Raw genomic sequence first — 25,591 nt, forward strand, 5'->3', positions numbered from 1 at the left:
GTTACCTTCATATTGGAGCCCATGGAGAGCCGGTCCCTCACATTCCGCAATGGCCACCGCGTCACCTTCGTCGAGGAAGGTGTGGACGAGCGCGGCCGCTACCTCCGGCTCGAGCACGAATTGCCCGCAGGCCGTCAGGCTGGGCCGCACTGGCACCCGGTGCTGGCCGAAACCTGGACCGTTCGGCGCGGGCGGCTCCGGTTCCGCATCGACGGCACGGAACTGATGGTGGGACCGGGCGGCACGGCCGCGGCGGCCGCGGGGGTGGTGCACGAATTCTGGTGTGAGGAGGCGGGAACGATCATCGACCACGAGATCCGGCCGCCGCTGCGGCACTGGGACATGTTCCGGCTCTGGCACGCACTGGACGCGGCCGGCAAAACCACGAAAGGCGGTATTCCGCGCAACCCGCTCGCGCTGGGGCTGCTGTGGGACTACCAGGACGGCTACCTCGGCGGCATTCCCGCCGGGCTACAGCGCTTGATTCTGGGTGGCTTGGCCGGTATCGCTCGCCGGGTGGGGAGCGAGCGGCGCTGGCTGGGCACGATGAATCAGGCTGTCTGACAGTCGGAAACGGCCCGGCGGTGAAAACCGCCGGGCCGCTTCGTGTTCTAGGGATCAGGCCGGGTTGGCCAGCGCCGCGCCGATGGCGCGCAGGTGGTCCGTGCCCGCACCCAGGGCGAACTCGTTGTGCTTGGCCGCGGTGAAGTAGTTGTGCACGATGTGGTCGCGGTCGATGCCGACGCCGCCGTGCACGTGGACAACGGTGTGGGCGACCCGGTGGCCGGCATCGGCGGCCCAGAACTTGGCGGTGTGCACCGCCTCGCTGCTGGGCAGCCCTTCGGACAGCCGCCACGCGGCCTGGGTGACCGCGAGGCGCAGGCCCTGGATGTCGATGTAGGCGTCGGCGAGGCGCTGAGCGACGGCTTGGAAGGCGCCGATCGGCTTGCCGAACTGTTCGCGTTCCCGGGCGTAGTCGGCGACCAGCTCCAGTGACTTCTCCAGGGTGCCGAGCTGCTGGGCGGCCAGGCCGATCCAGGCCCGGGTGAGGATCCAGTCCAGGATCTCCGCGCCGGACTCCACCGTGCCGACCAATTCGGCCGGGGTGTCGTGCAATTCGACCTCGAACTCGGCGCTGAAGTCGACCACGCGCTGCCCGGTTACCTTCACCGAGGCATCGGCGGGATCGACCAGGAACAGCGCCGGCGCACCGGAAACGGTGGCGGGCACCAGGATCCGAGCGGCGCGATCCGCGTAGGGAACGGTGGTCTTGTTGCCGACCAGCCGCCAGCCGCCGTCCGCCTCGCGCGCGACAGTGGTGGGCTTGGCGGGCTCCCAATTGTGTTCTTCCGACAGCGCGGCAGTCAGGATGACCTCGCCCGACGCGGCCTTGCCGACCCATTCCCGCTGTGCCGCGGAACCATACGCGGCGAGCACGCCCGCGCCGACCACGATGGAGGACAGATACGGCACTGCCGCAACGGCTTTGCCGAGTTCACGCAGTACCGCGGTCTGCTCCAGGATGCCGAAATCGCCGCCGCCCAGGGCTTCCGGCAGCGCGGCGGCCAGCACGCCGGTCTCGGCGAGGGAGTTCCACAGCGGCTCGTCGTAGCGGCCTTCGGTATCGAGCGCGCGCAGCCGGTCGGCGGTGACCAGCTTGCCGCACACCTCCGCAGTCAGGCCGGCCAGGTCGTTCTGGGCTTCGGTGGGAGTGAAATCCATTGGTATACCCCTGTTCTCAGCGCGCGGAGGCCGGCTGGCGCAGCGCGGTCATGGCGATGATGTCGCGCTGGACTTCGTTGGTGCCGCCGCCGAAGGTCAGGATCAGCGCGGCCCGGTGGAAGCGCTCCAGGCGGCCGCGCAGTTCGGCGCCGGGGGATTCCTGGCGCAGGTAGGCCTGCGGGCCGAGGATTTCCATCAGCAGGCGATAGGCCTCGGTGGCGAGTTCGGTGCCGTAGACCTTGCAGGTGGAGGCGTCCCACATCTTCGGCGCGGCCTCGCCGCCGTGGTCGGCGCCGCTGGCGACCTGCCAGTTCAGCAGCTTCAGGTATTCCACCTTGGCGTACACCTTGGCCAGGTTGATCTGCACCCATTCCTGGTCGATGACCCGATTCCCGTTGGCGGCCTTGGTATCCCGCGCCCACTCGATGGTCTGGTTCAACGCGACCAGCAGCGGTCCGGCGGAGGTGAGTGCGACCCGCTCGTGGTTGAGCTGGTTGGTGACCAGCGACCAGCCGCCGTTCTCCGGGCCGACCAGCGAGCTCACCGGGACGCGCACGTCCTGGTAGTAGGTGGCGCTGGTGTCGGGGCCGGCCATGGTGTGCACCGGCGTCCAGGAGAAGCCCTCGGCGTCGGTCGGCACGATGAGCATGCTGATGCCCTTGTGCTTCTTCGCGGCCGGGTCGGTACGCACGGCCAGCCACACGTAGTCGGCGTAGGCGATGAGACTGGTCCACATCTTCTGGCCGTTGATGACGTAATCGTCGCCGTCGCGCACCGCGGAGGTGCGCAGGCTGGCCAGGTCGGTACCCGAGCCCGGCTCGGAATAGCCGATGGCGAAATGCAATTCGCCCGCGGCGATCTTGGGCAGGAAGAACTTCTTCTGCTCCTCGGTGCCGTAGTGCATGATCGTCGGCGCGACGGAGTTGATGGTCAGGAACGGCACCGGAGCGCCCGCGATGGCGGCTTCGTCGGTGAAGATCAACTGATCCATGGTGGTCCGGTCTTGCCCGCCGTACTCTTTGGGCCAGGCCATGGTGAGCCAGCCGTCCTTGCCCATCTGCTGGACGACTTCGCGGTAGACGTTGCCCTCGCCGTACTCACCGGTGGTGGAGCTCAGCGCCGCCCGGCGCTCCGGTGTGATCAGCCGCGCGAAGTAGTCGCGCAGTTCGGCGCGGAGCTCCTCCTGCTGCTGCGTGTACGCAATGCGCATGGCAGTACCTCAGCCTTCGTTCGAATCTAGTAAGACCGATGATTGCATATGGACTGAAACATGTTCCAGTATTGAGTTCCGATCCCCTCGATGGCGGCACAGCCCGCCGTCATCGCTTGTAGGCTTCGGGCCAGGCCCGATGTAAGGAGTAACCATGAAGGTCGCAGTCGATTTCGACCAGTGCGAGGCCAACGGAATCTGTGTCGGATTCGCTCCCGACGTGTTCGAACTCGATGACGAGGATCAGCTGCACGTTCAGGTGGACGACGTACCGGCCGACCAGCTCGAGGATGTCAAGGACGCCGTGGCGCAGTGCCCGAAGGCGGCGCTGAAGCTCATCTGATCGATGCTTGCCACGTAACAGGAACACGTTCTAGAGTCGGCCCGGTGAGTGAACTTAACTTGGCCGGCAAAGTAGCGATCGTCACCGGGTCCGGCGCCGGACTGGGTAAGGCCGAGGCGCTCGCCTTGGCCGCCGCGGGCGCCGCAGTGGTGGTCAACGATCTCGCCGAGAGCCCGGCCGTCGCCGAAACCCTCGCCGAGATAAGGGCTTTGGGCGCGAAAGCGGAGTTCGTCGCGGGCAGCATCGCCGAGCGGAGCACCGCCGACGCGCTGCTCCGCACCGCGCAAGAATCCTTCGGCAGCGTCGACATCGTGGTGAACAACGCGGGCATCACCCGCGACAAGATGTTGTTCAACATGTCCGACGAGGAGTTCGACGCGGTCGTCGCCGTACACCTGCGCGGGCACTTCCTGCTGACCCGCAATGCCGCGGCCTATTGGCGCGCCAAGTCCAAGGAGGCGGGCGCTCCGGTCTACGGCCGCCTGATCAACACCTCCTCGGAGGCGGGCCTGCTGGGCCCGGCGGGTCAGGCCAATTACGGTGCCGCCAAGGCGGGTATCACCGCGCTGACCCTGACGGCCGCGCGAGCGCTGGCCCAATACGGCGTGCGCGCCAACGCGATCGCGCCCCGCGCGCGCACCGCGATGACCGAGGCCGTGTTCACCGAGGCTCCGGAAGGATCGGTGGATCCGCTCTCGCCGGATCATGTGGCCCGGTTGGTCGCCTTCCTGGCAGCGCCCGCGGCCGAGCAGGTGAGCGGTCAGTTGTTCGTGGTCTACGGGCCGATGGTGGCGCTGATGGCCGCCCCGGTGGTGGAGCAGCGCTTCGACGCGAGTGGCGATCAGTGGGCCGCCGACGACCTCGCGGCGACCCTCGGCGGCTATTTCGCCGATCGTCCCGCCGACCAGACTTTCTCCGCGGGCCCCGCGCTGCGCGAGTTGGGCTGAAGCACAAACGTTGATCACCGCACTCGACTTTGTTAGACATGGGTGTCGATGTGTGTGACGGCTCACAAGGCCTTAAGCAGACAAAACTGACACACGTTGCAAATACATAGGCTGATTCCGGGGATAAGCGCAGTTCAAAAGTGACCAAAACCTCACGGCTATTAAGTGAACATGTTCTAATCGTTCCGAGCGATGCGGCTCCCGGGTGGGGCCGTGCCGTCAGCAACACGAGCACGTTGAGCAAGGAGGATCGCGGATGCACGACGTCCTTGCCGCGCAGGAGGAATCGCAGGAATGAATGATGTCCTCGCCGTACCGTTGCGGGCAGTCGGGGGGTTCTTCGAGCTCACCGCCGCTGCCGCCCGCGCCACGGTGCGGCCACCATTCCAGCGGCGCGAATTCGTCGATCAAGCCTGGTTCATCACCCGAGTTTCCATTTTCCCCACCCTGTTCGTGGCGATTCCGTTCACGGTGCTGGTGATCTTCACGCTCAACATCCTGCTGCGCGAGATCGGCGCGGCCGACCTCGCCGGTGCGGCCGCGGCCTTCGGTGCGGTCACTCAGATCGGGCCGATGGTCACCGTGCTCGTCGTGGCCGGCGCCGGCGCCACCGCGATCTGCGCGGATCTGGGCGCGCGCACCATTCGCGAGGAGATCGACGCCATGCGCGTGCTGGGCATCGACCCGGTACAGCGCCTGGTGGTGCCCCGCGTACTCGCCTCCATGTTCGTGGCGGCGCTGCTCAACGGACTCGTCTGCACCGTCGGCATCCTCGGCGGCTTCCTGTTCTCGGTCTTCCTGCAGGACGTCAATCCGGGTGCGTTCGTCAACGGCATCACGCTGCTGACCAAACTGCCCGAACTCATCATCGCCGAGATCAAGGCCGCGCTGTTCGGCCTCGTCGCCGGACTGGTCGCCTGTTACCTCGGGCTGAACGTCAAGGGCGGACCCAAGAGCGTCGGCGACGCGGTCAACCAGACCGTGGTCTTCGCCTTCATGGCCCTGTTCGTCATCAACGTGGTGGCCACCGCGGTCAGCATCAAATTCGCGGCGCGGTGATCACATGGCCTTTGTAATCAATTCCCGTTTCCCCCGTTTCGTCCGGCGGGTGCGCCGGATGTCCGATGGTTTCGACTCGGTGGGCAAGCACGCGCTGTTCTATGGCCAGTCGATCGGCTCGGTGCCGCGGGCATTCCTGCACTACCGCGCCGAGACCATCCGACTAATCGCCGAAATCTCCATGGGCACAGGCGCTCTCGCCGTAATCGGCGGCACCGTCGTGATCGTCGGCTTCCTGACCCTGGCGGCCGGCGGCACCATCGCGGTGCAGGGCTACAGCTCGCTGGGCAATATCGGCGTCGAGGCGCTGACCGGCTTCTTCGCCGCCTTCATCAACGTGCGCATCGCCGCCCCGGTGATCTCCGGCATCGGCTTGGCCGCCACTATCGGCGCCGGCTCGACAGCGCAATTGGGCGCCATGCGGGTCGCCGAGGAGATCGACGCGCTCGAGGTCATGGCCATCCGTCCGGTGCCCTTCCTGGTCGGCACCCGGATCCTCGCGGGCATGATCGCCATCATTCCGCTCTATTCTCTGGCCGTCATCGCCTCGTTCGTCGCCAGTCGTTTCGCGACCGTGGTGATCTACGGGCAGTCGGCCGGCGTGTACGACCACTACTTCTCGACCTTCCTGATTCCCAGCGACATCCTCTGGTCGTTCGGGCAGGCGATCATCATGGCGATCGCGGTCATGATGATCCACACCTACTACGGCTATCACGCCGCGGGCGGACCGGTCGGTGTGGGAATCGCGGTGGGGAACGCGGTTCGGGCCTCGCTGGTCACCGTGGTCACGGTGACACTGCTGATGTCGCTGGCCATCTACGGCACCTCCGGCAATTTCCATCTCTCCGGCTAGGGGCGGGACATCGTGACAACAAGACCCACAAGAACTGTCGAACAAGGCTGGTTCATCAAACTGATCGGGCTCGGCTTCATTCTCAGCCTGGTCCTGATCGTGACCTTTTGCCTGGTCAGCTTCCTCGGCGGATTCACCTCCACCGCCAAGGTGACCGTCGCCGCGCCGCGCGCCGGTCTGGTGCTCGATCCGGACGCCAAGGTGAAAATCCGCGGCGTGGAAATCGGCCGGGTGGCCGGGATCAAGGAGACCGCGAACGGTGCCGACATCGAACTCGCGATGGATCCGGACCAGTTGAAACTGGTGCCGGCCAACGCCCTGGTCGATATTCGGTCCACCACCGTCTTCGGCGCGAAATACATCAACTTCGTCGCCCCGGAATCACCATCGCGTGAATCGTTGAAGCCGGGCGCGCTCGTGGCGGCCAAATCGGTGACCGTCGAATTCAATACGATTTTCCAGCATCTCAACGATGTGCTGCAGAAGGTGGAGCCGGAGAAGCTGAACGCCACGCTGACCGCGCTCGGCTCGGCGCTGGAAGGGCGTGGCGAGAAGCTCGGGAAGCTGCTCGTCGACAGTGACGCGTTCCTGCGCGAGATCAACCCGATGCTGCCCACCTTGCAGCAGGACCTGGACAAGACCGCGCAGGTGACCGGCCTGTACGCCGACACCGTGCCGGATCTGCTGCGCACCACCGACAACACGGTCGTCACCAGCGCCACCATCTCGGAGTCCGCCCAGCAGCTCGATTTGTTGCTGAGCAACCTCATCGGGCTGGCCGACACCGCCACCCCGATTCTGAACGAAACCGAATCGCCACTGGTGGAAGCGCTTTCACTACTGACGGCCACCACCGGGACGCTGTACGAGTACCGATCCGCGGTCTACTGCACCGTTGTCGGCCTCGGCCAGATGATGCCGATCTACGGCTCGATCTTCGGTGGCCGGTACCCGGCGGTCTCGTTCAACGCCAGCATCATGCCCGCCGGCGAGCCCTACAAGTACCCGGAGGATCTACCGAAGGTGAACGCCACCGGCGGCCCGCACTGCGAGGGAACGCTCGACCATCAGCCCGGACAGATCCACCCGTACCTGGTCACCGATACCTCGGAAGGTCGGGTGTGGACGCCGGAGACCAGGCCGAACCTGGACTCCACCGTGTTCCAGCTGCTGTTCGCCGGACTTCCGGGGGTGAAATGATATGGCGCTCAAACCGCGCGCGGTAACCGTCAAGCTCGGCCTGTTCACCCTTGTCATGGTGCTGGTGCTGGGCATGCTCGGCGTGATCTTCAGCCAAATGCGCTTCTCGATGGAGAATGGCTACCGCGCGGTGTTCACCAGCTCGTCGGGCATGCTGCCCGGCGCCAAGGTGCGCATCGCCGGTGTGCCGGTCGGCACGGTCAACGAGGTCTCGGTCGGCAAGGACAACCTCGCGCACGTCGAGTTCGATGTCGATCGCAAGTACAAGCTCTACGCCAGTACCAAGGTGGCGATCCGCTACGAGAATCTCGTCGGCGATCGGTACATGGAACTGCTGGAAGGGCCGGGCACCTCCGAGGTGCAGCGCGAAGGGTCCACCATCGGCACCGATCGCACCAAGCCGGCCTTGGATCTGGACATGCTGCTCGGCGGGTTCAAACCGCTGCTGCGCGGCCTGGACCCGGCGCAGGTCAATGATCTGACCGAGGCGCTGCTGCAGATCTTCCAAGGCCAGGGCGGCACGCTGGTGTCGCTGCTCAACAGTTCCGGCTCGTTCGGCAAGACGCTCGCCGAACGAGATGCCTTGATCGGCAGCGTGATCGAGAACCTGAAGACCGTGCTGACCACCATCGACGATCGTGATCAGCAGTTCGGCACCACACTCGATGAACTGCAGCGCCTGGTCAGCGGATTGGCCGCCGACAAGGATCCGATCGGCGACGCGATTCCGCGGCTGGCCGGAGCCACCGGCGACCTGACCGAACTGCTGATGCAGGCGCGACCGGACCTGAAGGCCACCTTCAACCAACTCGGTCGCGTCTCGCAGCAGGTGGACGACCAGTCCGCCGAGATCGAGTGGATCATCCAGAATCTGCCGGACGCCTACAAGAAGCTGGTTCGTATCGGTTCCTACGGGTCGTTCCTCAACACCTTCGTGTGCGGTACGGACCTGCTGGTCGACGGTCCGGATGGCAAGCCGCTGCTCGTCAAGCTGCCGGGCGCGCAGACCACCGGAAGGTGCGAGAAGTGAACGAGAATCGCTCGCCCCTGATCAATATGGGCATCGTGGGCATCGTCCTGGCCGTGGCTATCTCGCTGGCGTCCCTGCAGTTCGATCGACTGCCCTTCATCGCCTCCGGCGTCGGATACTCGGCGTACTTCGGTGACGCGGGCGGTCTGGTGCCCGGCGATCACGTACAGGTCGCCGGTGTGCGATCCGGTCGGGTCGAAGAGGTCAGCCTCGACGGCGCCAAGGTGCTCGTGCGCTTCAACCTCGACGAGAACATCGTGCTGGGGACGAAGACCACAGCGGCCATCAAGACGAATACGGTGCTGGGGCGCAAGTCGCTCGAGGTGACCCCGCTGGGCAACGGCACGATGCGAAAGTACGATCCGATTCCCTTGGAGCGCACCACTTCTCCCTACTCGCTCAACGAGGCGCTCAGCGAACTCGCCACCACCGTGCACGGGCTCGACATGAACCAGGTCAACACGACCCTGGACGCGTTGTCGGCGACCTTCGCCGATACCCCGGCGCCGCTGCGGTCCGCGCTGGAGGGCGTTTCCGCGCTTTCTCGCAGCATCAATACTCGGGATCAGGCGCTCACCGAATTGCTGGGCAAGGCGCAAGGCGTGACCAAGGTGCTCTCCGATCGGGCGGCGAAGATCAGTGCTCTGCTCGTCGACGGCAATCAACTCCTCGGCGAACTCGACGCCCGCCGGGCCGCGATCGGACAGTTGATCACCTACGTCAACAGTCTCGCCCAGCAGATCACCGGATTCGTCAACGACAACGAGGCGCAGCTCAAACCCGCACTGGACCGCCTGAATTCGGTGCTGGGTCTGCTCCAGCGCAACAAGCAGAACCTGTCCGACGCGCTCGACGCGCTCGGCCCGTATGCGGCGGCGCTGGGCGAGCAGGTCGGCAGTGGCCCGTACTTCCAGTCGTACATCGTCAATGCGACAAGTAAAGGCCTGCAGCCCCTGGTCGACGCCCTGGTCTGGCCGGAGCATCTGCCCGCTGACCTGAGGTCCTACCTCGACAACGGAAACCATCGGGCCCCAGGCCTTTACCCGGCAGAAACGGAGCCAGGTAAATGAACGCTCTGAAAAACGTGGGAAATTTGCCTCGTTGGACGCGAGTTGTCGCGCTCGTGGCCTTGGTGGCGATAGTGGCCTTCGTCGGATACTCGGCGGTGACCCGCGTCGGCACCAAACAGATCACCGCGCATTTCCCGTCCACCAGCGGCCTGTACGTCGGTGACGAGATCCGGGTACTCGGCGTGCAGGTAGGCACCATCGATTCCGTCGAACCCGGCCCGGAGCAGGTGACGGTGAAGATGACGGTCGACCGCGGCATCGATCTGCCCGCCGAGGCCAAGGCCGTGATCGTATCGCCGTCGCTGGTGTCGGCACGGTTCATCCAGTTGGCCCCCGCCTACACCGGTGGGCCGAAGATGAGCGACGGCGCGACCATCCCGATCCAGCGCACCGCCATCCCGGTCGAATGGGACGACATCAAGACCGAATTGTCCAAGCTGGCAACCAGTCTCGGTCCGGTCGGCACGGACGAGCAGGGGTCGTTCGGCCGTTTCATCGACACCGCCGCCGACAATCTCGACGGCAACGGCCAAGCCTTCCGCGACACGCTGCGGGAACTGTCCGGTGCGTTGAACACCCTGTCGGATGGACGTACCGACCTTTTCGCCACTATCCGCAATCTGCAGCAGTTCGTGGACGTGCTGTCCAAGAGCAACGATCAGATCGTGCAGTTCGGTGGCCGCCTGGCTTCGGTGTCGTCGGTGCTGGCCGGAGTCTCGACCGATCTCGGTGCGGGGCTGGACAACCTGGATATCGCCGTTGCCGATGTGCAGCGCTTCATCGAGGACCGCGGCGGCGCGTTGACCGAGGGTCTGCAACGGTTGACCGACGTCACCCAACTGCTGGTGGACAAGCGACCCGAGGTCGAGCGAGTACTGCATTCCGGCCCGACCGCCTTGACGAACTTCTACCAGATCTACAACCCCGCCCAGGGCAGCCTCGGTGGCTACCCCGTGCTCACCAACTTCGCCAATCCGGTCAGCTTCCTGTGCGGTTCGGTCGAGGCGCTGGGTGCCAACGAGGCCGACAAGAGCGCGGACCTGTGCGCCCAGATGCTGGGACCGGTGCTGCAGAACCTGGCGATGAACTACCCGCCGTTGATGCTCAACCCGGGCTCTAATGCGACTGCCTACCCGGAGCAGCTGATCCCCAGCACCCCGGAGGTGGGGGCGCGCATGGGTGGCGAAGTCTCCGTGCCCGAAAGCCTTGCCGAACTTGCCCTTCCGGGAGACAACTGATGAAGACCATCCGTGGTCGTAAACGCGTAGCCGGCTTGGCGATCGGACTCGCGATCGCCCTCGGCGCCACCGGTTGCCAATGGGACGGCCTGAACTCGCTCCCGTTGCCGGGCGCCAAGGGCACCGGCGAAGGCGCCTGGGAAGTCAAGATCCAGATGCCGAATGTCACGACGCTGAACCGTAATTCGCCGGTCCGCGTCAATGATGTGACCGTCGGCACCGTCACCGGGATCGAGGTGGAGGGCTGGCATGCGCTGGTGACCGTGAGCCTCGAAAAAGATGTGACGCTACCGGCCAATGCCACCGCCAAGATCGGGCAGACCAGTCTGCTCGGCAGCAACCACGTGGAGTTGGCCGCGCCGAAAGATGTCGCGGCCCAGGGTCGTTTGCAGCCCGGTGGCCTGATTCCGCTGGAGCGGGCGGGCGCGTTCCCCACCACCGAGCAAGTGCTGTCCTCACTGTCGGTGGTGCTCAACGGCGGCGGTATCAGCCAGTTGCAGAACATCACCGGCGAACTGAACAAGGCCCTGGTCGGCAACACCGACGCCATCCGCGATCTGCTGCCGCAGCTGAACACCCTGATCGGCACCCTGGATACCCAGACCAAGGACATCATCGCCGCCATGAGCGGACTGGACCGGTTCTCGGGAATCCTTGCCCGGCAACAGGATCAGCTGGCCTCCGCGATCGAGAACATCCATCCGGCGCTGACCGTGCTCGCCGACCGGCGCGAGACCATCACGCAAACCCTCACCGCTCTCGGCGGGCTCAGCGATGTGGTGTCGAGGATCGTCGACAACGGTGGCGACAACCTCACCACCGACCTGGCGAACCTGTGGCCGTTGCTGGACGAGGTCGCCAATACCGGAAACCATCTCAGTACGACGCTCGGGATGCTGCTGACCTTCCCGTTCTCGATGCACCACATGGACGGCGCGGTACGCGGCGACTACCTCAATGTGAAGATCACCTACGACCTCACCTCCGAGCGGCTGTCGAAGAACTTCCTCACCGGCACCCCGCTGGGCAAGCGCTACGCGGGTGTGGAAGGGGTGCTCGGCCAGGCCGGCGGCACCGACGGTGATCCGATCGATCCGACCACGGCGCCGATGCGCGAGCCGAAGGCAGAGAACCCGCAGCAGCCGAGTCTGCCTGGGCTGGGCCCGATTCCCGGACTTCCCGCCATTCCGGGCATCACCGTTCCCGAAGGGAGTGGGAAGTGAAACTCTCCCGTTTCGTCAAGATTCAGCTCATCATCTTCTCCGTCCTGACCGTCATCGGTCTTTCGGTGATGGGCGGGAGGTACGTCGGCATTCCCGCGATGGCCGGGATCGGCCGCTATGACGTAACGGTGAAACTGGCGGCCACCGGCGGGCTCTACGAGAGCTCGAACGTGTCCTATCGCGGGACCAATGTCGGCAAGGTGGAAGAGGTCCGGCTCACCCCCGAGGGCGTCGACGCCCACCTGTCCATCGACAGCGATTACAAGATTCCGGCCGATGTCGATGCCTGGGTGCGCAGCGTCTCGGCGATCGGCGAGCAGTACGTGGATCTGGTGCCGGCCGAAAAACCCAAGGGCGGCAACCTGTCCGACGGTTCGGTGGTCCCGGTCGAGCGCACCAAGCTGCCACAGGATGTCGGTACCTTGCTCGACCAGACCGACCGGCTGCTGAACAGCGTGGCCGACACCAAACTGCGCCAGGTCATCGACGACGCGTTCACGGCTTTCAACGGCGCCGGACCGGACTTGCAGAAGTTCATCGACTCCGCGGCCCTGCTGGTGCAGGAGGCGAAGGACAACACCGAGGTCACCAAGGACCTGATCGACAAGATCGGACCGCTGCTCGACACCCAGATCGACTCCGATACCGCCATTCGGTCGTGGACCCAGGATCTGGCCACGCTCACCGATCAGCTGCGGGAACACGATCCGGCCTTGCGCAATGTCATCGACAAGACGCCCGGGGCCGCCGCCAGCGCCACTCAGCTGTTCCAGGATCTGAATCCGACCCTGCCCATGCTGGCGCGCAATCTCATGAGCATCGGCCAGGTCACCTACCTGTACGACCCGGGCGTCGAACAGCTGCTGGTTACCTTTCCGCCGCTGGTCGCCGCGCTGCTGACGGCGGCCACCAGCGGACCGCTGGAATACGGGGCGAAGGTCGACTTCAAGGTCGGCGTCAACGATCCGCAGGGCTGCACCACCGGCTTCCTCACCGCTGAAGAGCGCCGCTCGCCCGCCCTTCGGGACGCACCCCCGACCCCCGGCGGCTTGTACTGCAGGATTGCGCAGAACGCGCCGTTCGATGTCCGCGGCATTCGCAATACGCCGTGTATGGAATTCCCGGGCAAGCGCGCACCCACCCCGGAATTGTGCCGTGACCCGCAGGGCTACCTGCCTCTGGGCGACAACCCGCAGACCGGCCCGCCCAATCCGGTGACCCCGTCGGGCGAGCCCATTGGCGAACCGGATGGGGTCCGGCCCGCGTCGGTGGAGATCCGTCCGTACGATCCGGGTACCGGAACAATTTTGGGACAAGACGGTCGTAGCTACCGAATCGCTAATATCGGAAGCGATGGCTCCGGCGTAGTTCCGGCAAGTCTGACAGCAATGGTTCAGGAGCAGATGCGATGAAGGAAGCCGAGCCCGCCGAGGCGGCCAAGGAAGCGGCGCTGCCAGAGACAGTGACCGAGCAGGTCGAGTCCGAGGAATCCGCCGAGTCCGCCGGCACGGTGCAGCTCGAGGCCGATCCCGTGATCAGCGAGACCGCGACAGTGGAGCTCACGAAGAAGGCGGAGTCCACGAAGGAACCGGACGAATCCCCGGCCGATGATGAGCCGAAACCGGCAGCGGCCGAAGCTGATTCGGATGCGGCCGAAGGCGATTCGGATGCGGCCGCCGACGACGGCACACCGTCGCGGCGGTCCTGGATCCTCGCGGCGGCGGCGCTCGTGCTGAGCGTGGCTCTGGTGTCGGCGACCGTCTGGATGACGGTCCAGCGCAACAATATCGCCGACCAGCAAGCCATGGGCGCGGACTATGTCCAGGCGGCCAAGCAGGCGATGCTGAACATCACCAACATCAGCGCCGACACCGCGCCGGACGACATCAACCGCGTGCTCGCGGTGACCTCCGGCGATCTGAAGAACGAATACACCACGCGCAAGGACGATTACGCCGCCATCGTGAAGAAGGCGCAGGTCAACGCGAAGGGTGAGATCATCGAAGCGGCCCTGCAGAGTTCGGATGAGCATTCGGCGATCGTGCTCGTCGCGGTGAAGCAAATCGTCACCAACGTGGGCGCGGAAGGTCAGCAGCAGCGGCAGTACCGGTTCAAGGTGACCATCGCCCGCGGCGACAACGGTTTCACGGCAACGTCGATGGAGATGGTGGTATGACCACGAAATTGAGTGGCCGGCTGATCGTGCTCGTCGCCTCGTTGCTGCTGGTCCTCAGTGCCGGCGCCGCCTCCTGGACCGGTTACGGCTGGTGGCGCGACAGCCAGGCCGATACCGCCCGCGACGAGTCGCTGGTGGTCGCCCGCCGCGCGGTCCAGGGCATGTTCGGCTACAACTTCCGGACCATCGACACCCAGATGCCCAAGGTCATGGAAGACATGACCTCGGACTTCCAGGAAGACTGGACCAAGGTCACCCAAACCGTCCTCGCCCCCGGCGCCAAGGAAAAGGAATTGGCCGTTACGGCGACCGTTATCGAAAGCGGCATCATCTCCGCCGATGCGGACAGGGCCGAGGTCATGATCTTCCTCAACCAGAAGAGCATCGGCAAGGATCCATCCAAGGGCACCTTCGACTCGAGCCGCCTGCGGGTCAAGCTCGAGAACGACAACGACCGCTGGCTGGTGGCGGACGTCGACCCGATCTGACCACGCCCTGCATCCCTCAGGCGTTCTCCCGGGGGAGACGGACGGTGAAGGTGGTGCCTTCGCCCTCGACGCTGTCGACGGTGACTTTGCCGCGGTGCGCGGCGACGAGAGCTTGCACGATGGACAGGCCCAGGCCCGTGCCGCCGCTGGTGCGCGTGCGTGAAGTGTCGGTGCGATAGAAGCGCTCGAAGACGCGGGCGGCCTGATCGGCGGGGAGACCCGGGCCGGTGTCGGCGACTCGGAGCAGCACCTCGTTGGACTCCGGAGTCAGATGGACGGTGACCGCGGCGTCGCTCGGGGTGTGGGTGAGCGCGTTGTCGACGAGGTTCGCCAGCACCTGACGGAGCCGCATCTCGTCGCCGGTGATTTCCAATGTGCCCTCACCCGAATGGATTTCGAGCTCGATCCGGCGGCGCGGGCCCGCCGGATCGGCGGCCGCCGCGCGGGCGCGGGCATTGTGGACGGCATCGCTGGCGAGGGTGAGCAGGTCGACGGGACCGAGCTCGAGGGGCCGCTGGGCGTCGAGGCGGGCCAGCATGAGCAGGTCCTCGACGAGCAAGCCCATGCGCTGCGCCTCGTGTTCGATGCGGCCCATGAAGCGGGCAGGATCGTCGGTGGCGCTGCGCTCACCCACCCCGTCGGCTGCGCCTCCTGCCGTCCCCGTTTGGCGATACAGCTCGGCAAAACCGCGGATGGTGGTGAGCGGGGTGCGGAGTTCGTGGCTGGCGTCGGCGACGAAACGTCGCATGGTGGCTTCGGATTCGCGTGCCGACGCCTCGGAGGCTTCGGTGGCGGCGAAGGCGGATTGAATCTGGGCGAGCATGCCGTTCAGCGATTGGGACAGGCGATCGACCTCGGTGTTGGTGCCGCGCACCGGAACTCGGCGGAACAGGTCGCCACGGGCGATGGCGGCGGCGATATTCTCCACCCGGCTCAGTGGCCGCAGGCTGCGCTGGATGACGAAGTAGGCGAGCACCGCGAGCACGGCCAGCACCACGGCCCCGATCATCAACTGCAACTTGATGAGTCGATTGATGGTGTCGTCATTCTTCGTCAGCGGCACGGCCACGGTGGTGGTGGTATCGCCGGCGTGCAGGGTGAGGGCGCGCCACTGGACGGGGGAGTCGTCGAGCGAGCCGATGGTCGCCGCCCGCGGACCATGGATCTGGGTGAGGTCCGGCCGGGCTTCGACGTCGAACGGTTTGAGGATGAGCGCGCCCGCGCCGTTGGTGTTCTCGGTGACGATGTAGAACGGGCTCGGCGGCATGCGCTGATCGACCAGCGGAGCGGGCAGCGCCGGACGTGCGACGGTCACCCGCGACATCCCGGCCTCGCGCAACTGCTGATCGGTCTGACTGAGCAGCGACTTCTCGAAAGCCGAAGTGACAGCCGCCCCCGAAGCAAGCAAACCCAACGCCGACAACGCAACCAGCGCCAATACCAAAGTGATTCGCAACGGAATCGACCCGAACCGCCGCCCAACCCGCTGCCGCACCCGCTGCAGCCGTCCACCCTGGGAGGCGTCCTGTCGCCGGCCCATCAGCGCGGCTTCCGCATCACGTAACCGACACCGCGCAGGGTGTGAATCAAACGCTGCTCACCGGTATCGACCTTCTTGCGCAGATACGACACGTAGGTCTCCACCACCCCGACCTCGCCGCCGAAGTCGTAGCGCCACACGTGATCCAGGATCCGCGGCTTGCTCAGCACCGTGCCCGCGTTGACCATGAAGTAGCGCAGCAGCGTGAACTCGGTGGGGGACAGGGCAACCGGTTCGCCGGCCTTCCACACCTCGTGGGTGTCGTCGTCCAATTCGATGTCCTCGAAGCGGAGTCGCGAGCTCGCCGGCTCCGGCGCGCTGTGCCCGGCCCGGCGCAACACCACCCGCAGCCGGGCCACCACCTCTTCCAAGCTGAACGGCTTGGTGATGTAGTCGTCGGCGCCCAGGGTCAGCCCGGCGACCTTGTCCTGTACCTCGTCGCGCGCGGTCAGGAACAGCACCGGCGCGGTGATGCCGTCGGCGCGCAGCCGGGGCAGCAGCCCGAAGCCGTCCATGCCCGGCATCATCACGTCGACGATCAGCGCGTCCGGGCGGAAGACCCGGGCCTTGTCCAGCGCCTGCGCGCCATCGGCGGCGGTCTCCACCTCGAACCCCTGGTAGCGCAGGCTCACGGCGAGGAGTTCGACGATCATCGGCTCGTCGTCGACGACCAGCACCTTCGCCTCAGGGCTTTCCGTGGACGCAGCTGGCCCACCCGTCGCCCGACCGCCACCCCTCACGGAATCGCTTCGCGATGCTGTCACGACCTACATCCTGCGCCCCCCTACTGCGAAGTCCCTGGACCCCAGCTGGGAGGTTCCTGTGAACGCCCTACCGGCGCGGCGTCCGGTCCTCCGGGTAGACGTCGTCGTCGGTGAGCAGCGCGCTGCCCGCGACCTGGTCCTGTGCCAGCGCCTCCAGGAACGAGCGGGCCCAGCGGTCCACGTCGTGAGCCAGCACCTGCCGCCGCAGCGAGCGCATCCGGCGGCGTTTGGTGTCGCGTTCGTCCTCGATGGCGGAGACGATGGCGTCCTTCACGCTGTCCAGATCGTGCGGGTTACACAGGTAGGACTGCCGCAATTCGGCTGCCGCACCGGTGAATTCGCTCAGGACCAGGGCGCCGTTCAGGCCGCTGTGACAGGCCACGTACTCCTTGGCGACCAGGTTCATGCCGTCGCGCAGCGGCGTCACCAGCATGACGTCGGCGGCTACGAAGAACGCGATCAGTTCGTCCCGTGCGATCGGCCGGTGCAGATAGTGCACGACCGGGTGCCCGACCTCGGCGAACTCGCCGTTGATCCGGCCCACCTGGCGTTCGATGTCGCCGCGCATCTGAATGTAGGACTCGACGCGCTCCCGGCTCGGAGTGGCCAGCTGCACCATCACCGTGTCGGCCGGATCGATGCGGCGCTCGATCAGCAATTCCTCCAGCGCGTTGAGCCGGATGTCGATGCCCTTGGTGTAGTCGAGCCGGTCCACACCGAGCATGATGTGCTTCGGATTACCCAGCTCCGCACGGATTTTCGCGGCCCGGTCGCGGACCGACTTGCGCCGGGAGAGCTCGTCGAGCTCGGCCGAGGCGATCGAGATCGGGAACGCGCCGACCCGCACGGTACGGAAACCGACCTGCACCACGCCCAGCTTGGAGCGCACCCCGACATTGCCGCGCGAGGTGGGCTGACCCGCCAGCCGGCGCGCCAGGAACAGGAAGTTCTGCGCGCCGCCGGGGAGGTGGAAACCGATCAGATCCGCGCCGAGCAGACCCTCGATGATCTCGGTCCGCCACGGCATCTGCATGAACAGCTCGACCGGCGGGAACGGAATGTGCAGGAAGAAACCGATGGTCAGATCCGGCCGCAGCATGCGCAGCATTTTCGGCACCAGTTGTAACTGGTAGTCCTGCACCCAGACGGTGGCGCCCTCAGCGGCCACCTTGGCGGTGGCCTCGGCGAAGCGCCGGTTCACGTTGACATAGGCGGCCCACCATTTGCGGTCGTAGGTGGGCCGGACGATCACATCGTGGTAGAGCGGCCACAGCGTGCCGTTGGAGAAGCCCTCGTAGTAGTCGGCGACTTCCTCCGCGGTCAGCGGCACCGGATGCAATTCCAGGCCGTCCTCGATGATCGGGTCGACGTCCACATCGGGGACCCCTGCCCAGCCGACCCAGGAACCCTTGTTCATCCGCAGCACCGGCTCCAGCGCGGTGACCAGGCCGCCGGGGCTGCGCTTCCAGCGGGAGGTGCCGTCGGGTAGTCGCTCCAGGTCGACGGGCAGCCGGTTGGCGACGACGACGAAGCCGGAGCCCGCGCCATTGGATTCGACAGGTTCCAAGCCGGAGTTGGGGTCGGCGTTGTCGGAGTCGGAGGACGGCTGGTCGGTCATCTGGTCCATTCACGGATCCTTCGCGCGTCGCGTTTTCCCGTCGGGGTGTCGCCAGGAAGCTAGAGGTCGACGGCGCCGTTGTCGTCGAACGTGGTCGGGTGTTACCCGCCCGCCCAGTCCGTTATTCGCCCCGGCCGACCGGAACGATGCCGAGCATCGACAGCAGCATCCGGCACTCGTCCGCGTCTTCGGCGTAAGCCGCCACTACTTTCTGAGCCTGACGTGCGGTTTCGTCGGCGAGCGGCTCCAGTTCGTCGTCCGCGATGTCGTTCGCGCTGCCCTTCGCGGCCATCTTCTTGTCCTCCCGGCTCATACGCTCGTACCTGCGAATAGTCAATGGTATATGGCCTCGGCGGCCGCTCGCGGCTCCCTATACCGTGGGGGCCAGCATCAAACTCCACGAAAGGGTCGACAATGCCGCTGGCCACGGTAAACGGAATTCCCCTCAACTACCAGGTCAAGGGTGACCGGGCCAAGGGCACCGACGGCAAAGGTGGCGGTCCGCTGGTCGTCATGATCATGGGTACCGGCAGCCCCGGCCGGGTCTGGGAGCTACACCAGGTGCCCGCGCTGGTCGCCGCGGGCTACCGGGTCTGCACCTTCGACAACCGCGGTATCGCGCCCTCCTTCGAAGCCGCCTCCGGCATCGACATCGCGGACATGGTCGCCGACACCGCGGGCCTGATCGAACTGCTCGACGAGGGTCCGGCGCTGGTCGCAGGCACCTCGATGGGCGCGCGCGTAGCCCAGGAGCTGGCGCTGGCCCGGCCGGAGCTGGTGCGTAAAGCGGTGTTCATGGCCGGGCACGGACGGCTCGACCAGTTCCAGAAGACGCTCTCGCTCGGCGAGCATGAACTCGACAGCAGCGGGGTGCAGCTGCCCGCCAAGTACGAGGCCGCGATGACCGCTGTGATGAACCTGTCGCCGGCCACCATGGCCAACACCAACGCCGCGCGCGACTGGCTGGATCTGTTCGAGTTCACCGGTGGCCCCGTCACTCCCGGTATCCGCGCCCAGCGCCGCATGGACCACGATTTCGACCGGGTGCACGCCTACCGCGGCATCACCGTGCCGTGCCTGTCGATCGGGTTCGCCGATGACCGGATGATTCCGCCGTATCTGTCCAGGGAGGTTGCCGAAGCCATCCCGGGCGCGCGCTACCAGGAGATTCCCGATGCGGGGCACTTCGGCTACCTGGAACGACCCGAGGCGGTCAACAAGATCCTGCTCGATTTTTTCGCGGGATGAGGTAACCCCCTACAGGTAACGTCGGCCTTGCTAGTGTCGACACACGCTCGGGGAGTCATCCGGCGCTTCCACTTGTGCTGTGGCACAAGCGGGGCGCCGGACGGGCCCAGGAGCCTTCCCGTACACAGCGCCAGTATCCAGTGAGGTGAAATGAGCACCAACCCCTTCGATGACGAAGACGGCCGCTTCTTCGTTCTGGTCAACGACGAAGAGCAGCATTCCCTGTGGCCGGCGTTTGCCGAGGTCCCGGCCGGATGGCGGGTCGTGTTCGGTGAGGACAGCCGCGCCGCGTGCGTTGAATATGTCGAGAAGAACTGGACGGATATGCGTCCGAAGAGCCTGCGTGATGCGATGGCCGCCGATGATGCGGCCCGTCAGGGCGCCCAGTCCTGACGGCGGTATCTGAATGCTGCGCAGGGGACTTATGCTGAGCCGCCGCCGTGCGCGGCACCGTTAACTCGGTGTCGTGCGGGCGGCGCGCCCGGTTATGATGGCTTCCGCTTAACCCGCCTCCTTAGCTCAGTGGTAGAGCACCGCTCTTGTAAAGCGAAGGTCGTCAGTTCAATCCTGACAGGGGGCTCACACGGAAAAGGGTGGTCACCAATGGTGACCACCCTTTCGTATTGCCGGACTACTCCGGGATGTTCGCGCCGTGGCCCAGATCGCGCAGGGCCGCCTTGATCTTGGCCTGGGCCTCGTCGAGGGATTCGGGGGAGGGGTTCGGGTCGGCGCCGGAGATGTCGAAATCGCCCATGGTGAACGCCGGGAAGACGTGCACGTGCAGGTGCGGGACCTCCAGGCCGGCGATCAGCAGACCGGCGCGCGGCGCGTCCCAGGCCTGGCGCACCGCCTTGCCGATGATCTGGGCGACACCGTTCAGGCGTGCGAACGTCGCGCCGTCGACGTCCTGCCACTGATCGATTTCCTTGCGCGGGACGATCAGGGTGTGGCCCGGGGTGACCGGGGCGATGGTCAGGAAGGCGACGAATTCGTCGTCCGCCCAGACGAATCGACCGGGGAGCTGACCTTCGATGATCGCGCTGAAGACAGAAGCCATGCCTCGCAGCGTAACCCGGGTCAAGCAGCTGCGAAGTGCGACAGGATGCCTTGCACCTCGTAGATGTCGACCTGGCGGTTGAACCGCTTCTGTAGCGGCTCGGCCGTGCCCGCGATCCAGATGACGAGCTCGGCATCCAGATCGAAGGTGCCCGCGGTCTCCACCGAGAAATGCGTGATGGCCCGGTACGGGATGCTGTGATAGCTCACCTTGCGGCCGGTCATGCCCTGCTTGTCCACCAGGATCAGCCGCCGGTTGGTGAACAGGATGGCATCACGGACCAGGAGGTACGCGGCATAGATCTGTTCGTCCTGGCCGAACAGCCGCGCGTATTCGTGTTGTGCCTTGGCCGGATCGAGCCGCCCGGCATTGCCCATGATTCCGTCGATCAGACCCACGGTTGACCACATCCTTCAGATGTGTTGGGGATCAGTGCGTTTAATCCACACCTGTCCCCAACCATCATCCTCTTGGTGCGCCGCGGACGTGCCCACTTAAGCTGTTGGCCGTGCGCGTACTCGTGATCGGCTCCGGAGCCCGTGAACATGCTCTTGTTCTTGCCCTGCGCAAGGACCCCGCGGTGACCGCGCTGTTCGCGGCGCCGGGCAACCCGGGGACCGCGCTGCACGCGCAGAACTATCCGGTCGATCCGTCCTCCGGGGAAGCCGTCGCGGGGCTGGCCGCCGAGCTGTCGGCCGACCTGGTCGTGGTCGGGCCCGAGGTGCCGCTGGTGCTCGGCGTCGCCGACGCGGTGCGCGCGGCGGGCATCGCGTGCTTCGGCCCGTCGGCCGCGGCCGCGCGGATCGAGGGCTCGAAGGCCTTCGCCAAGGATGTGATGACGGCGGCGGGTGTGCGGACCGCGCACAGCGAAATCGTGGACACCCCGGCCGAACTCGACGACGCGCTGGACCGTTTCGGGCCCACCTGGGTGGTCAAGGACGACGGCTTGGCCGCGGGCAAGGGCGTGGTGGTGACCGCCGACCGGCTGGCGGCCCGCGACCACGGCGCCGAACTGCTGGAGCAGGGTCATCCAGTGCTGTTGGAATCGTTCCTCGACGGACCCGAGGTGTCGCTGTTCTGCCTCGTCGACGGCGAGACCGTGGTCCCGCTGCTGCCCGCGCAGGACCACAAGCGCGTCGGCGACGGCGACACCGGCCCGAACACCGGCGGCATGGGCGCCTACACCCCGCTGCCGTGGTTGCCCGAGGAAACCGTCACCGCGATCGTCGAGGACGTGGTCAAGCCGGTCGCCGCCGAAATGGTGCGCCGCGGCTGCCCGTTCTCCGGCCTGCTCTACGCCGGTCTCGCGATCGGCGCGGCCGGTCCCGCGGTCGTCGAATTCAACTGCCGCTTCGGCGATCCGGAAACCCAGGCGGTACTCGCGCTGCTGGACAGCCCGCTCGGCGAACTTCTGAACGCCACCGCCACCGGCACCCTCGCCGAGGTCGCCCCGCCGCGCTGGCGCGACGGCTCCGCCATCACCGTCGTCATCGCCGCCGAGAACTACCCGGGTCGGCCGCGCCTGGGCGATGTGATCAACGGCGCCGGTGAGAGCGCTTCCGACGAAACCACCTCGGTGATGCACGCCGGGACCGCGCTGCGTGAAGACGGCGCGCTGGTCTCCGCGGGCGGGCGCGTCCTCAATGTCGTCGGCATCGGCGGGGACCTGTCCGAGGCCCGCGCGAACGCTTACGCCCGCATCACCGGAATCAAGCTCGCGGGCAGCCACTTCCGCACCGATATCGGCCTGGCCGCCGTCGAGAACCGCATAACCGTCTGACCCGGAACCGCTGGATCCCGGCCAAAACCGTGCCGGGATGACGGTGTGGGCGTCAGAAGCCGAGGCCGTGCACGGCCAGCCAGGCCCGCGGGTCGACGTGCTGGCCGCCCGCGATGACTTCGAAGTGCAGGTGCGGGCCGGAGGAGTCGCCGCGGTTGCCCATGCGGGCGATCTGCATGCCCGCCGGGACGCGTTCGCCGACCGAGACGAAGAAGTCGTACATGTGCCCGTAGACGGTGATGGTGCCGTCGTCGTGGCGGATGCGCACCCACAGACCGAAGCCCTGGGCGGGGCCGGCGTCGATGACGGTGCCGTTGGCGACGGCGTAGATGGGCGTGCCGATCGGGCCGGCGACGTCGATGCCGTTGTGGAAAGTGCCCCAGCGGGAGCCGAATCCGGAGGTGAAGGTGCCGCGGGTGGGGAGCACCATGCCGCCGATGCCGGGCAGGATCGCGCCCGGCGGTAGCGGGGTACCGGCCGACATCCACGGCTGGTATTCGCCCGAGGCGGCCGCGGCGGCTTCGGCTTTGGCGCGGTCCAGCGTGGCGCGGGCGGCAGCGGCGACCACCGCTTGTTCACGGATGCGTTCACCGTTGGCGATGGCGGCGAGATACCGCTTCACCGACGGGACGGTGGATTGGACGAGTTGTTCGTGGGCGAAGGCGACGCGCTGTGCCTCGCCGGGGCCGGGCGTGCGGTCGCTGACGCCCCAGTCGAACGACGAGTCGGCGGAGGCGAACAGCGCGACGGCCGTGAAGACGGCCAGCTTCACCCGGTGCTTGTAGAGCAGTGCGCGATAGTCGCGCTGCTTCTGCTGATTCCAGAGCTTGTGTAGGTCCGGGCGTGGTCTTCGCTTTAGCTCGTCGAGTTGCCGCCGGACCCGTCTCGTCCAGTCGCGCAGATTCGGGGGCTTGGGGCGGTCCTGGAAGCGGGCACGCCAATCGGGTGGAATGACACCGATGCCACCCACTCCGCGTACCTGGTCCAGCCCCGCGCGGCGCACTAGGCCGACCTTAGCCTTTGTCGCGCGGGTGACAAAGGTTGTCCGCGCCCGTGGTGTCCTACGGCCGGAGCGATTACGGTCTCTCGGGTGTCCACAGAATCTCGCCGGTCGATCATTCCCACCTTCTACGTGATGGATGTTTGGAAGGCCGCCGCCGAACGCGCCCGCACCCATGGTGACGTGCTCGTTCTCGCGGCCGGGCAGCCCTCGACGCCAGCGCCGGCGCCGGTGCTACGGGCCACCAAGCAGGCGATCGACGCGGAACTGCTGGGCTACACCGAGACTTTCGGGATCCTGCCGCTGCGGGCGGCGATCGCCGAGCACCATCGCCAGACCTACGGCTATGCGGTGCACGCCGACGACGTGGTGGTGACCACCGGCTCCTCGGGCGCGTTCACGCTGATCTTCCTGGCCGCGTTCGACGCCGGCGACACGGTCGTGGTGGCCCGTCCGGGCTACCCCGCCTACCGGAACACGCTGAACGCGCTGGGCTGCCGGGTCATCGAGCTGGACTGCCGGGCCGACACCAGATTCCAGCCGACCGTCGCCATGCTCGAAGCACTGCCGGAGCCGCCGAAGGGCCTGATCATCGCGAGCCCGGCCAACCCGACCGGCACCATGATCGAACCCGAGGAACTGGCCGCCATCGCGCGCTGGTGCGACGACCACGGCACCCTGCTGATCTCCGACGAGATCTACCACGGCATCACCTACGGCGAGGAGGGCACCTCGTCGTCCTGGGAGACCTCCCGCAACTCGGTCGTCATTGGATCGGTCTCGAAGTACTTCTCGATGACGGGTTGGCGGCTGGGCTGGATGCTGGCTCCGGCCGATCTGCGTCCCGCGCTGCAGCGGCTGGCCTCGAACATGACGGTGTGCCCGCCCGCGATCTCGCAGTACGCGGCGCTACATGCCTTCGGCGCGGAGGCGAAAGCCGAACTGGACGGGCATGTCTCGCGCTACGCAGTCAACCGCGAGCTGCTGCTGGCTGGCCTGGCCGCGCTCGGCATCACCGATCTGGCTCCGGCCGACGGCGCGTTCTACGCCTACGCCGATATCGGTCACCTGACCGAGGATTCGCGCAAGTGGTGCGCGGAGGTGCTCGAAGCCACCGGAGTAGCCTTGGCGCCCGGTATCGACTTCGACACCGCCAACGGGCACCGGACCGTTCGGTTCTCTTTCGCCGGAGCCACATCCGACATCGAGGAAGCACTTGTTCGCTTGGGGCACTACCTGCGCGGCTGAAGACCTGTGCCGGGCAACAAGTTTGCCGAGACTCGCACCTCGGCGGGGTGAATGCGGTAAAACATCGATGGCTGGGATTCCCTCTAACGATTTCGCACGGGTGAACCGATGACGACTGGCACGATGGCACGGTGATAACCGCGACGACCCCCAAAGGTGAACGGCGTCGCCAGGCTTTGGTAGCGGCTGCCGCCGAGTTGTTACTCGAAGGCGGATTCGATGCGGTGCGGCATCGGTCGGTGGCCACGCGCGCCGATCTGCCGTTGGCGTCGACCACGTACTACTTCGAGTCGCTGGAAGATCTGATCGCGCGGGCGGTCGAGTTCAGCGGCAACGCGGAGTTGGACGCGATGCGCCGCCGGGTCGGCGAGGTCTCGCACCGCCGCCGTGGCGCGGAGGCCACGGTCGATCTGCTGCTGGATCTCCTGGTGGGTACCGACGGGCACGACGAGGGCGCGCGCGGTCAGCTGATCGCCCGCTACGAGCGGTCGGTGGCCTCGGCGCGACATCCGGAATTGCGCGAGGTGCAACTACGCCTGCGCGCGCAACTCGACGAATTACTCGGCGATGTACTGCGCCGCTCGGACCGGCTGGTCCGGCACGAACAGGTCCGCCGGTTGGTCGCGGTGGTGGACGGCGCGGTGGTCGCGGCGCTCACCGAACTCGACCCGGAACCGCGGCGGATGGCGCGCGGCGCGCTGCTGGAAATCATCGACATCGTCGCGCCCGCGACGCCCCAGCAAGCGGACAGGTACCGGGCACTAGACTCATAGA

27 protein-coding genes and 1 tRNA gene are annotated in these 25,591 nt (G+C 66.3%); 19 read left to right on the forward strand and 9 right to left on the reverse strand.

Annotated elements, in window-relative coordinates; genetic code table 11:
- Positions 1-21: 21 nt before the first annotated feature.
- The gene (locus tag IBX22_RS20335; RefSeq protein ID WP_194817100.1) at positions 22-564 is read left to right on the forward strand and encodes a cupin domain-containing protein; all 543 of its coding nucleotides are present in this window, start codon (positions 22-24) and stop codon (positions 562-564) included.
- A gap of 54 nt (positions 565-618) precedes the next feature.
- Here the strand turns inward: IBX22_RS20335 and IBX22_RS20340 are convergent, their stop codons facing one another.
- Together IBX22_RS20340 and IBX22_RS20345 are read right to left on the reverse strand one after the other, a co-directional pair.
- Positions 619-1,722: an acyl-CoA dehydrogenase family protein gene (locus IBX22_RS20340; RefSeq protein WP_194817101.1), complete on the reverse strand. Its 1,104-nt coding sequence runs from the start codon at positions 1,720-1,722 to the stop codon at positions 619-621.
- A gap of 16 nt (positions 1,723-1,738) precedes the next feature.
- Complete coding sequence (locus IBX22_RS20345; RefSeq protein WP_194817102.1) at positions 1,739-2,932, reverse strand: acyl-CoA dehydrogenase family protein; 1,194 nt, start codon at positions 2,930-2,932, stop codon at positions 1,739-1,741.
- Between the two features lie 154 nt (positions 2,933-3,086).
- Between IBX22_RS20345 and IBX22_RS20350 the strand changes: the two genes are divergently transcribed.
- From IBX22_RS20350 to IBX22_RS20405, 12 genes are all read left to right on the forward strand, one after another.
- Positions 3,087-3,275, forward strand: coding sequence for a ferredoxin (locus tag IBX22_RS20350; RefSeq protein WP_194817103.1), 189 nt, complete (start codon positions 3,087-3,089; stop codon positions 3,273-3,275).
- Between the two features lie 44 nt (positions 3,276-3,319).
- Positions 3,320-4,222, forward strand: coding sequence for a 3-oxoacyl-ACP reductase (locus IBX22_RS20355; protein ID WP_309234701.1), 903 nt, complete (start codon positions 3,320-3,322; stop codon positions 4,220-4,222).
- Positions 4,223-4,516: 294 nt separating this feature from the next.
- Positions 4,517-5,281: an ABC transporter permease gene (locus IBX22_RS20360; protein ID WP_194817104.1), complete on the forward strand. Its 765-nt coding sequence runs from the start codon at positions 4,517-4,519 to the stop codon at positions 5,279-5,281.
- Positions 5,282-5,285: 4 nt separating this feature from the next.
- The gene (locus tag IBX22_RS20365) at positions 5,286-6,137 is read left to right on the forward strand and encodes an ABC transporter permease (protein WP_194817105.1); all 852 of its coding nucleotides are present in this window, start codon (positions 5,286-5,288) and stop codon (positions 6,135-6,137) included.
- 9 nt (positions 6,138-6,146) lie between these two features.
- Positions 6,147-7,337 (forward strand): MCE family protein, encoded by a 1,191-nt coding sequence (locus tag IBX22_RS20370; RefSeq protein WP_375540271.1) that lies wholly within the window; start codon positions 6,147-6,149, stop codon positions 7,335-7,337.
- Between the two features lies 1 nt (position 7,338).
- Complete coding sequence (locus IBX22_RS20375; RefSeq protein ID WP_194817106.1) at positions 7,339-8,367, forward strand: MCE family protein; 1,029 nt, start codon at positions 7,339-7,341, stop codon at positions 8,365-8,367.
- The gene (locus tag IBX22_RS20380) at positions 8,364-9,437 is read left to right on the forward strand and encodes an MCE family protein (RefSeq protein WP_194817107.1); all 1,074 of its coding nucleotides are present in this window, start codon (positions 8,364-8,366) and stop codon (positions 9,435-9,437) included. Before IBX22_RS20375 ends, IBX22_RS20380 begins: the two co-directional genes overlap by 4 nt.
- Positions 9,434-10,675, forward strand: coding sequence for an MCE family protein (locus tag IBX22_RS20385; RefSeq protein WP_194817108.1), 1,242 nt, complete (start codon positions 9,434-9,436; stop codon positions 10,673-10,675). Before IBX22_RS20380 ends, IBX22_RS20385 begins: the two co-directional genes overlap by 4 nt.
- Complete coding sequence (locus tag IBX22_RS20390; protein WP_194817109.1) at positions 10,675-11,898, forward strand: MCE family protein; 1,224 nt, start codon at positions 10,675-10,677, stop codon at positions 11,896-11,898. The genes IBX22_RS20385 and IBX22_RS20390 overlap by 1 nt, the downstream gene beginning before the upstream one ends.
- Positions 11,895-13,310, forward strand: coding sequence for an MCE family protein (locus tag IBX22_RS20395; RefSeq protein ID WP_194817110.1), 1,416 nt, complete (start codon positions 11,895-11,897; stop codon positions 13,308-13,310). The genes IBX22_RS20390 and IBX22_RS20395 overlap by 4 nt, the downstream gene beginning before the upstream one ends.
- Positions 13,307-14,074, forward strand: a complete 768-nt coding sequence (locus IBX22_RS20400) for a hypothetical protein (protein WP_194817111.1) — start codon at positions 13,307-13,309, stop codon at positions 14,072-14,074. The genes IBX22_RS20395 and IBX22_RS20400 overlap by 4 nt, the downstream gene beginning before the upstream one ends.
- The gene (locus tag IBX22_RS20405) at positions 14,071-14,562 is read left to right on the forward strand and encodes a h domain protein (protein WP_194817112.1); all 492 of its coding nucleotides are present in this window, start codon (positions 14,071-14,073) and stop codon (positions 14,560-14,562) included. Before IBX22_RS20400 ends, IBX22_RS20405 begins: the two co-directional genes overlap by 4 nt.
- A 16-nt stretch (positions 14,563-14,578) precedes the next feature.
- On the opposite strand, the gene IBX22_RS20410 is transcribed toward IBX22_RS20405, so the two are convergent.
- The 4 genes from IBX22_RS20410 to IBX22_RS20425 all read right to left on the reverse strand — a co-directional run bounded on the left by IBX22_RS20410 (position 14,579) and on the right by IBX22_RS20425 (position 18,797).
- A complete protein-coding gene (locus IBX22_RS20410; RefSeq protein WP_194817113.1) occupies positions 14,579-16,102 on the reverse strand; it encodes a cell wall metabolism sensor histidine kinase WalK in 1,524 nt (507 codons plus the stop codon).
- The gene (locus IBX22_RS20415) at positions 16,102-16,779 is read right to left on the reverse strand and encodes a response regulator transcription factor (RefSeq protein ID WP_309234703.1); all 678 of its coding nucleotides are present in this window, start codon (positions 16,777-16,779) and stop codon (positions 16,102-16,104) included. The genes IBX22_RS20410 and IBX22_RS20415 overlap by 1 nt, the downstream gene beginning before the upstream one ends.
- Before the next feature lie 154 nt (positions 16,780-16,933).
- On the reverse strand, positions 16,934-18,493 hold the full coding sequence (locus IBX22_RS20420) for a trehalose-6-phosphate synthase (protein ID WP_194817114.1): 1,560 nt from the start codon (positions 18,491-18,493) through the stop codon (positions 16,934-16,936).
- A 112-nt stretch (positions 18,494-18,605) separates the two neighbouring features.
- Positions 18,606-18,797, reverse strand: a complete 192-nt coding sequence (locus IBX22_RS20425) for a hypothetical protein (protein ID WP_194817887.1) — start codon at positions 18,795-18,797, stop codon at positions 18,606-18,608.
- 101 nt (positions 18,798-18,898) lie between these two features.
- Between IBX22_RS20425 and IBX22_RS20430 the strand changes: the two genes are divergently transcribed.
- The 3 genes from IBX22_RS20430 to IBX22_RS20440 all read left to right on the forward strand — a co-directional run bounded on the left by IBX22_RS20430 (position 18,899) and on the right by IBX22_RS20440 (position 20,312).
- Positions 18,899-19,732, forward strand: a complete 834-nt coding sequence (locus IBX22_RS20430; protein ID WP_194817115.1) for an alpha/beta fold hydrolase — start codon at positions 18,899-18,901, stop codon at positions 19,730-19,732.
- 150 nt (positions 19,733-19,882) lie between these two features.
- A complete protein-coding gene (locus tag IBX22_RS20435; protein WP_011207082.1) occupies positions 19,883-20,125 on the forward strand; it encodes an MbtH family protein in 243 nt (80 codons plus the stop codon).
- A gap of 115 nt (positions 20,126-20,240) precedes the next feature.
- A tRNA-Thr gene (locus IBX22_RS20440) sits at positions 20,241-20,312 on the forward strand.
- A gap of 51 nt (positions 20,313-20,363) precedes the next feature.
- Here the strand turns inward: IBX22_RS20440 and IBX22_RS20445 are convergent.
- Both IBX22_RS20445 and IBX22_RS20450 read right to left on the reverse strand, forming a co-directional pair.
- Positions 20,364-20,789, reverse strand: a complete 426-nt coding sequence (locus IBX22_RS20445) for an HIT family protein (protein WP_194817116.1) — start codon at positions 20,787-20,789, stop codon at positions 20,364-20,366.
- Between the two features lie 20 nt (positions 20,790-20,809).
- Positions 20,810-21,187, reverse strand: a complete 378-nt coding sequence (locus IBX22_RS20450; protein ID WP_194817117.1) for a PH domain-containing protein — start codon at positions 21,185-21,187, stop codon at positions 20,810-20,812.
- Between the two features lie 110 nt (positions 21,188-21,297).
- On the opposite strand from IBX22_RS20450, the gene purD reads away from it, so the two are divergent.
- Complete coding sequence (gene purD / locus IBX22_RS20455; protein ID WP_194817118.1) at positions 21,298-22,569, forward strand: phosphoribosylamine--glycine ligase; 1,272 nt, start codon at positions 21,298-21,300, stop codon at positions 22,567-22,569.
- A gap of 52 nt (positions 22,570-22,621) precedes the next feature.
- Here purD and IBX22_RS20460 read toward each other — a convergent pair whose 3' ends face one another.
- Positions 22,622-23,572, reverse strand: a complete 951-nt coding sequence (locus tag IBX22_RS20460) for a M23 family metallopeptidase (protein ID WP_309234704.1) — start codon at positions 23,570-23,572, stop codon at positions 22,622-22,624.
- A 132-nt stretch (positions 23,573-23,704) separates the two neighbouring features.
- Here IBX22_RS20460 and IBX22_RS20465 point away from each other — a divergent pair, with 132 nt between their 5' ends.
- Both IBX22_RS20465 and IBX22_RS20470 read left to right on the forward strand, forming a co-directional pair.
- Positions 23,705-24,817, forward strand: coding sequence for a pyridoxal phosphate-dependent aminotransferase (locus tag IBX22_RS20465; RefSeq protein WP_228539226.1), 1,113 nt, complete (start codon positions 23,705-23,707; stop codon positions 24,815-24,817).
- A gap of 131 nt (positions 24,818-24,948) precedes the next feature.
- Entirely contained in the window at positions 24,949-25,590 is a 642-nt protein-coding gene (locus IBX22_RS20470) for a TetR/AcrR family transcriptional regulator (RefSeq protein ID WP_194817121.1), read from the forward strand.
- Position 25,591 lies beyond the last annotated feature (1 nt).

The sequence above is a fragment of the Nocardia sp. XZ_19_385 genome, assembly GCF_015355755.1.
In the GTDB taxonomy this organism is placed as follows: Bacteria; Actinomycetota; Actinomycetes; order Mycobacteriales; family Mycobacteriaceae; genus Nocardia.

Excerpts from the sequence above, each read along its gene's own strand:
- IBX22_RS20335 (WP_194817100.1), top strand. The coding sequence starts at position 22 with ATGGAGAGCCGGTCCCTCACATTCCGCAATGGCCACCGCGTCACCTTC.
- IBX22_RS20340 (WP_194817101.1), bottom strand. The coding sequence starts at position 1,722 with ATGGATTTCACTCCCACCGAAGCCCAGAACGACCTGGCCGGCCTGACT.
- IBX22_RS20345 (WP_194817102.1), bottom strand. The coding sequence starts at position 2,932 with ATGCGCATTGCGTACACGCAGCAGCAGGAGGAGCTCCGCGCCGAACTG.
- IBX22_RS20350 (WP_194817103.1), top strand. The coding sequence starts at position 3,087 with ATGAAGGTCGCAGTCGATTTCGACCAGTGCGAGGCCAACGGAATCTGT.
- IBX22_RS20360 (WP_194817104.1), top strand. The coding sequence starts at position 4,517 with ATGAATGATGTCCTCGCCGTACCGTTGCGGGCAGTCGGGGGGTTCTTC.
- IBX22_RS20365 (WP_194817105.1), top strand. The coding sequence starts at position 5,286 with ATGGCCTTTGTAATCAATTCCCGTTTCCCCCGTTTCGTCCGGCGGGTG.
- IBX22_RS20375 (WP_194817106.1), top strand. The coding sequence starts at position 7,339 with ATGGCGCTCAAACCGCGCGCGGTAACCGTCAAGCTCGGCCTGTTCACC.
- IBX22_RS20385 (WP_194817108.1), top strand. The coding sequence starts at position 9,434 with ATGAACGCTCTGAAAAACGTGGGAAATTTGCCTCGTTGGACGCGAGTT.
- IBX22_RS20390 (WP_194817109.1), top strand. The coding sequence starts at position 10,675 with ATGAAGACCATCCGTGGTCGTAAACGCGTAGCCGGCTTGGCGATCGGA.
- IBX22_RS20400 (WP_194817111.1), top strand. The coding sequence starts at position 13,307 with ATGAAGGAAGCCGAGCCCGCCGAGGCGGCCAAGGAAGCGGCGCTGCCA.
- IBX22_RS20405 (WP_194817112.1), top strand. The coding sequence starts at position 14,071 with ATGACCACGAAATTGAGTGGCCGGCTGATCGTGCTCGTCGCCTCGTTG.
- IBX22_RS20410 (WP_194817113.1), bottom strand. The coding sequence starts at position 16,102 with ATGGGCCGGCGACAGGACGCCTCCCAGGGTGGACGGCTGCAGCGGGTG.
- IBX22_RS20420 (WP_194817114.1), bottom strand. The coding sequence starts at position 18,493 with ATGGACCAGATGACCGACCAGCCGTCCTCCGACTCCGACAACGCCGAC.
- IBX22_RS20425 (WP_194817887.1), bottom strand. The coding sequence starts at position 18,797 with ATGAGCCGGGAGGACAAGAAGATGGCCGCGAAGGGCAGCGCGAACGAC.
- IBX22_RS20430 (WP_194817115.1), top strand. The coding sequence starts at position 18,899 with ATGCCGCTGGCCACGGTAAACGGAATTCCCCTCAACTACCAGGTCAAG.
- IBX22_RS20435 (WP_011207082.1), top strand. The coding sequence starts at position 19,883 with ATGAGCACCAACCCCTTCGATGACGAAGACGGCCGCTTCTTCGTTCTG.
- IBX22_RS20445 (WP_194817116.1), bottom strand. The coding sequence starts at position 20,789 with ATGGCTTCTGTCTTCAGCGCGATCATCGAAGGTCAGCTCCCCGGTCGA.
- IBX22_RS20465 (WP_228539226.1), top strand. The coding sequence starts at position 23,705 with ATGGATGTTTGGAAGGCCGCCGCCGAACGCGCCCGCACCCATGGTGAC.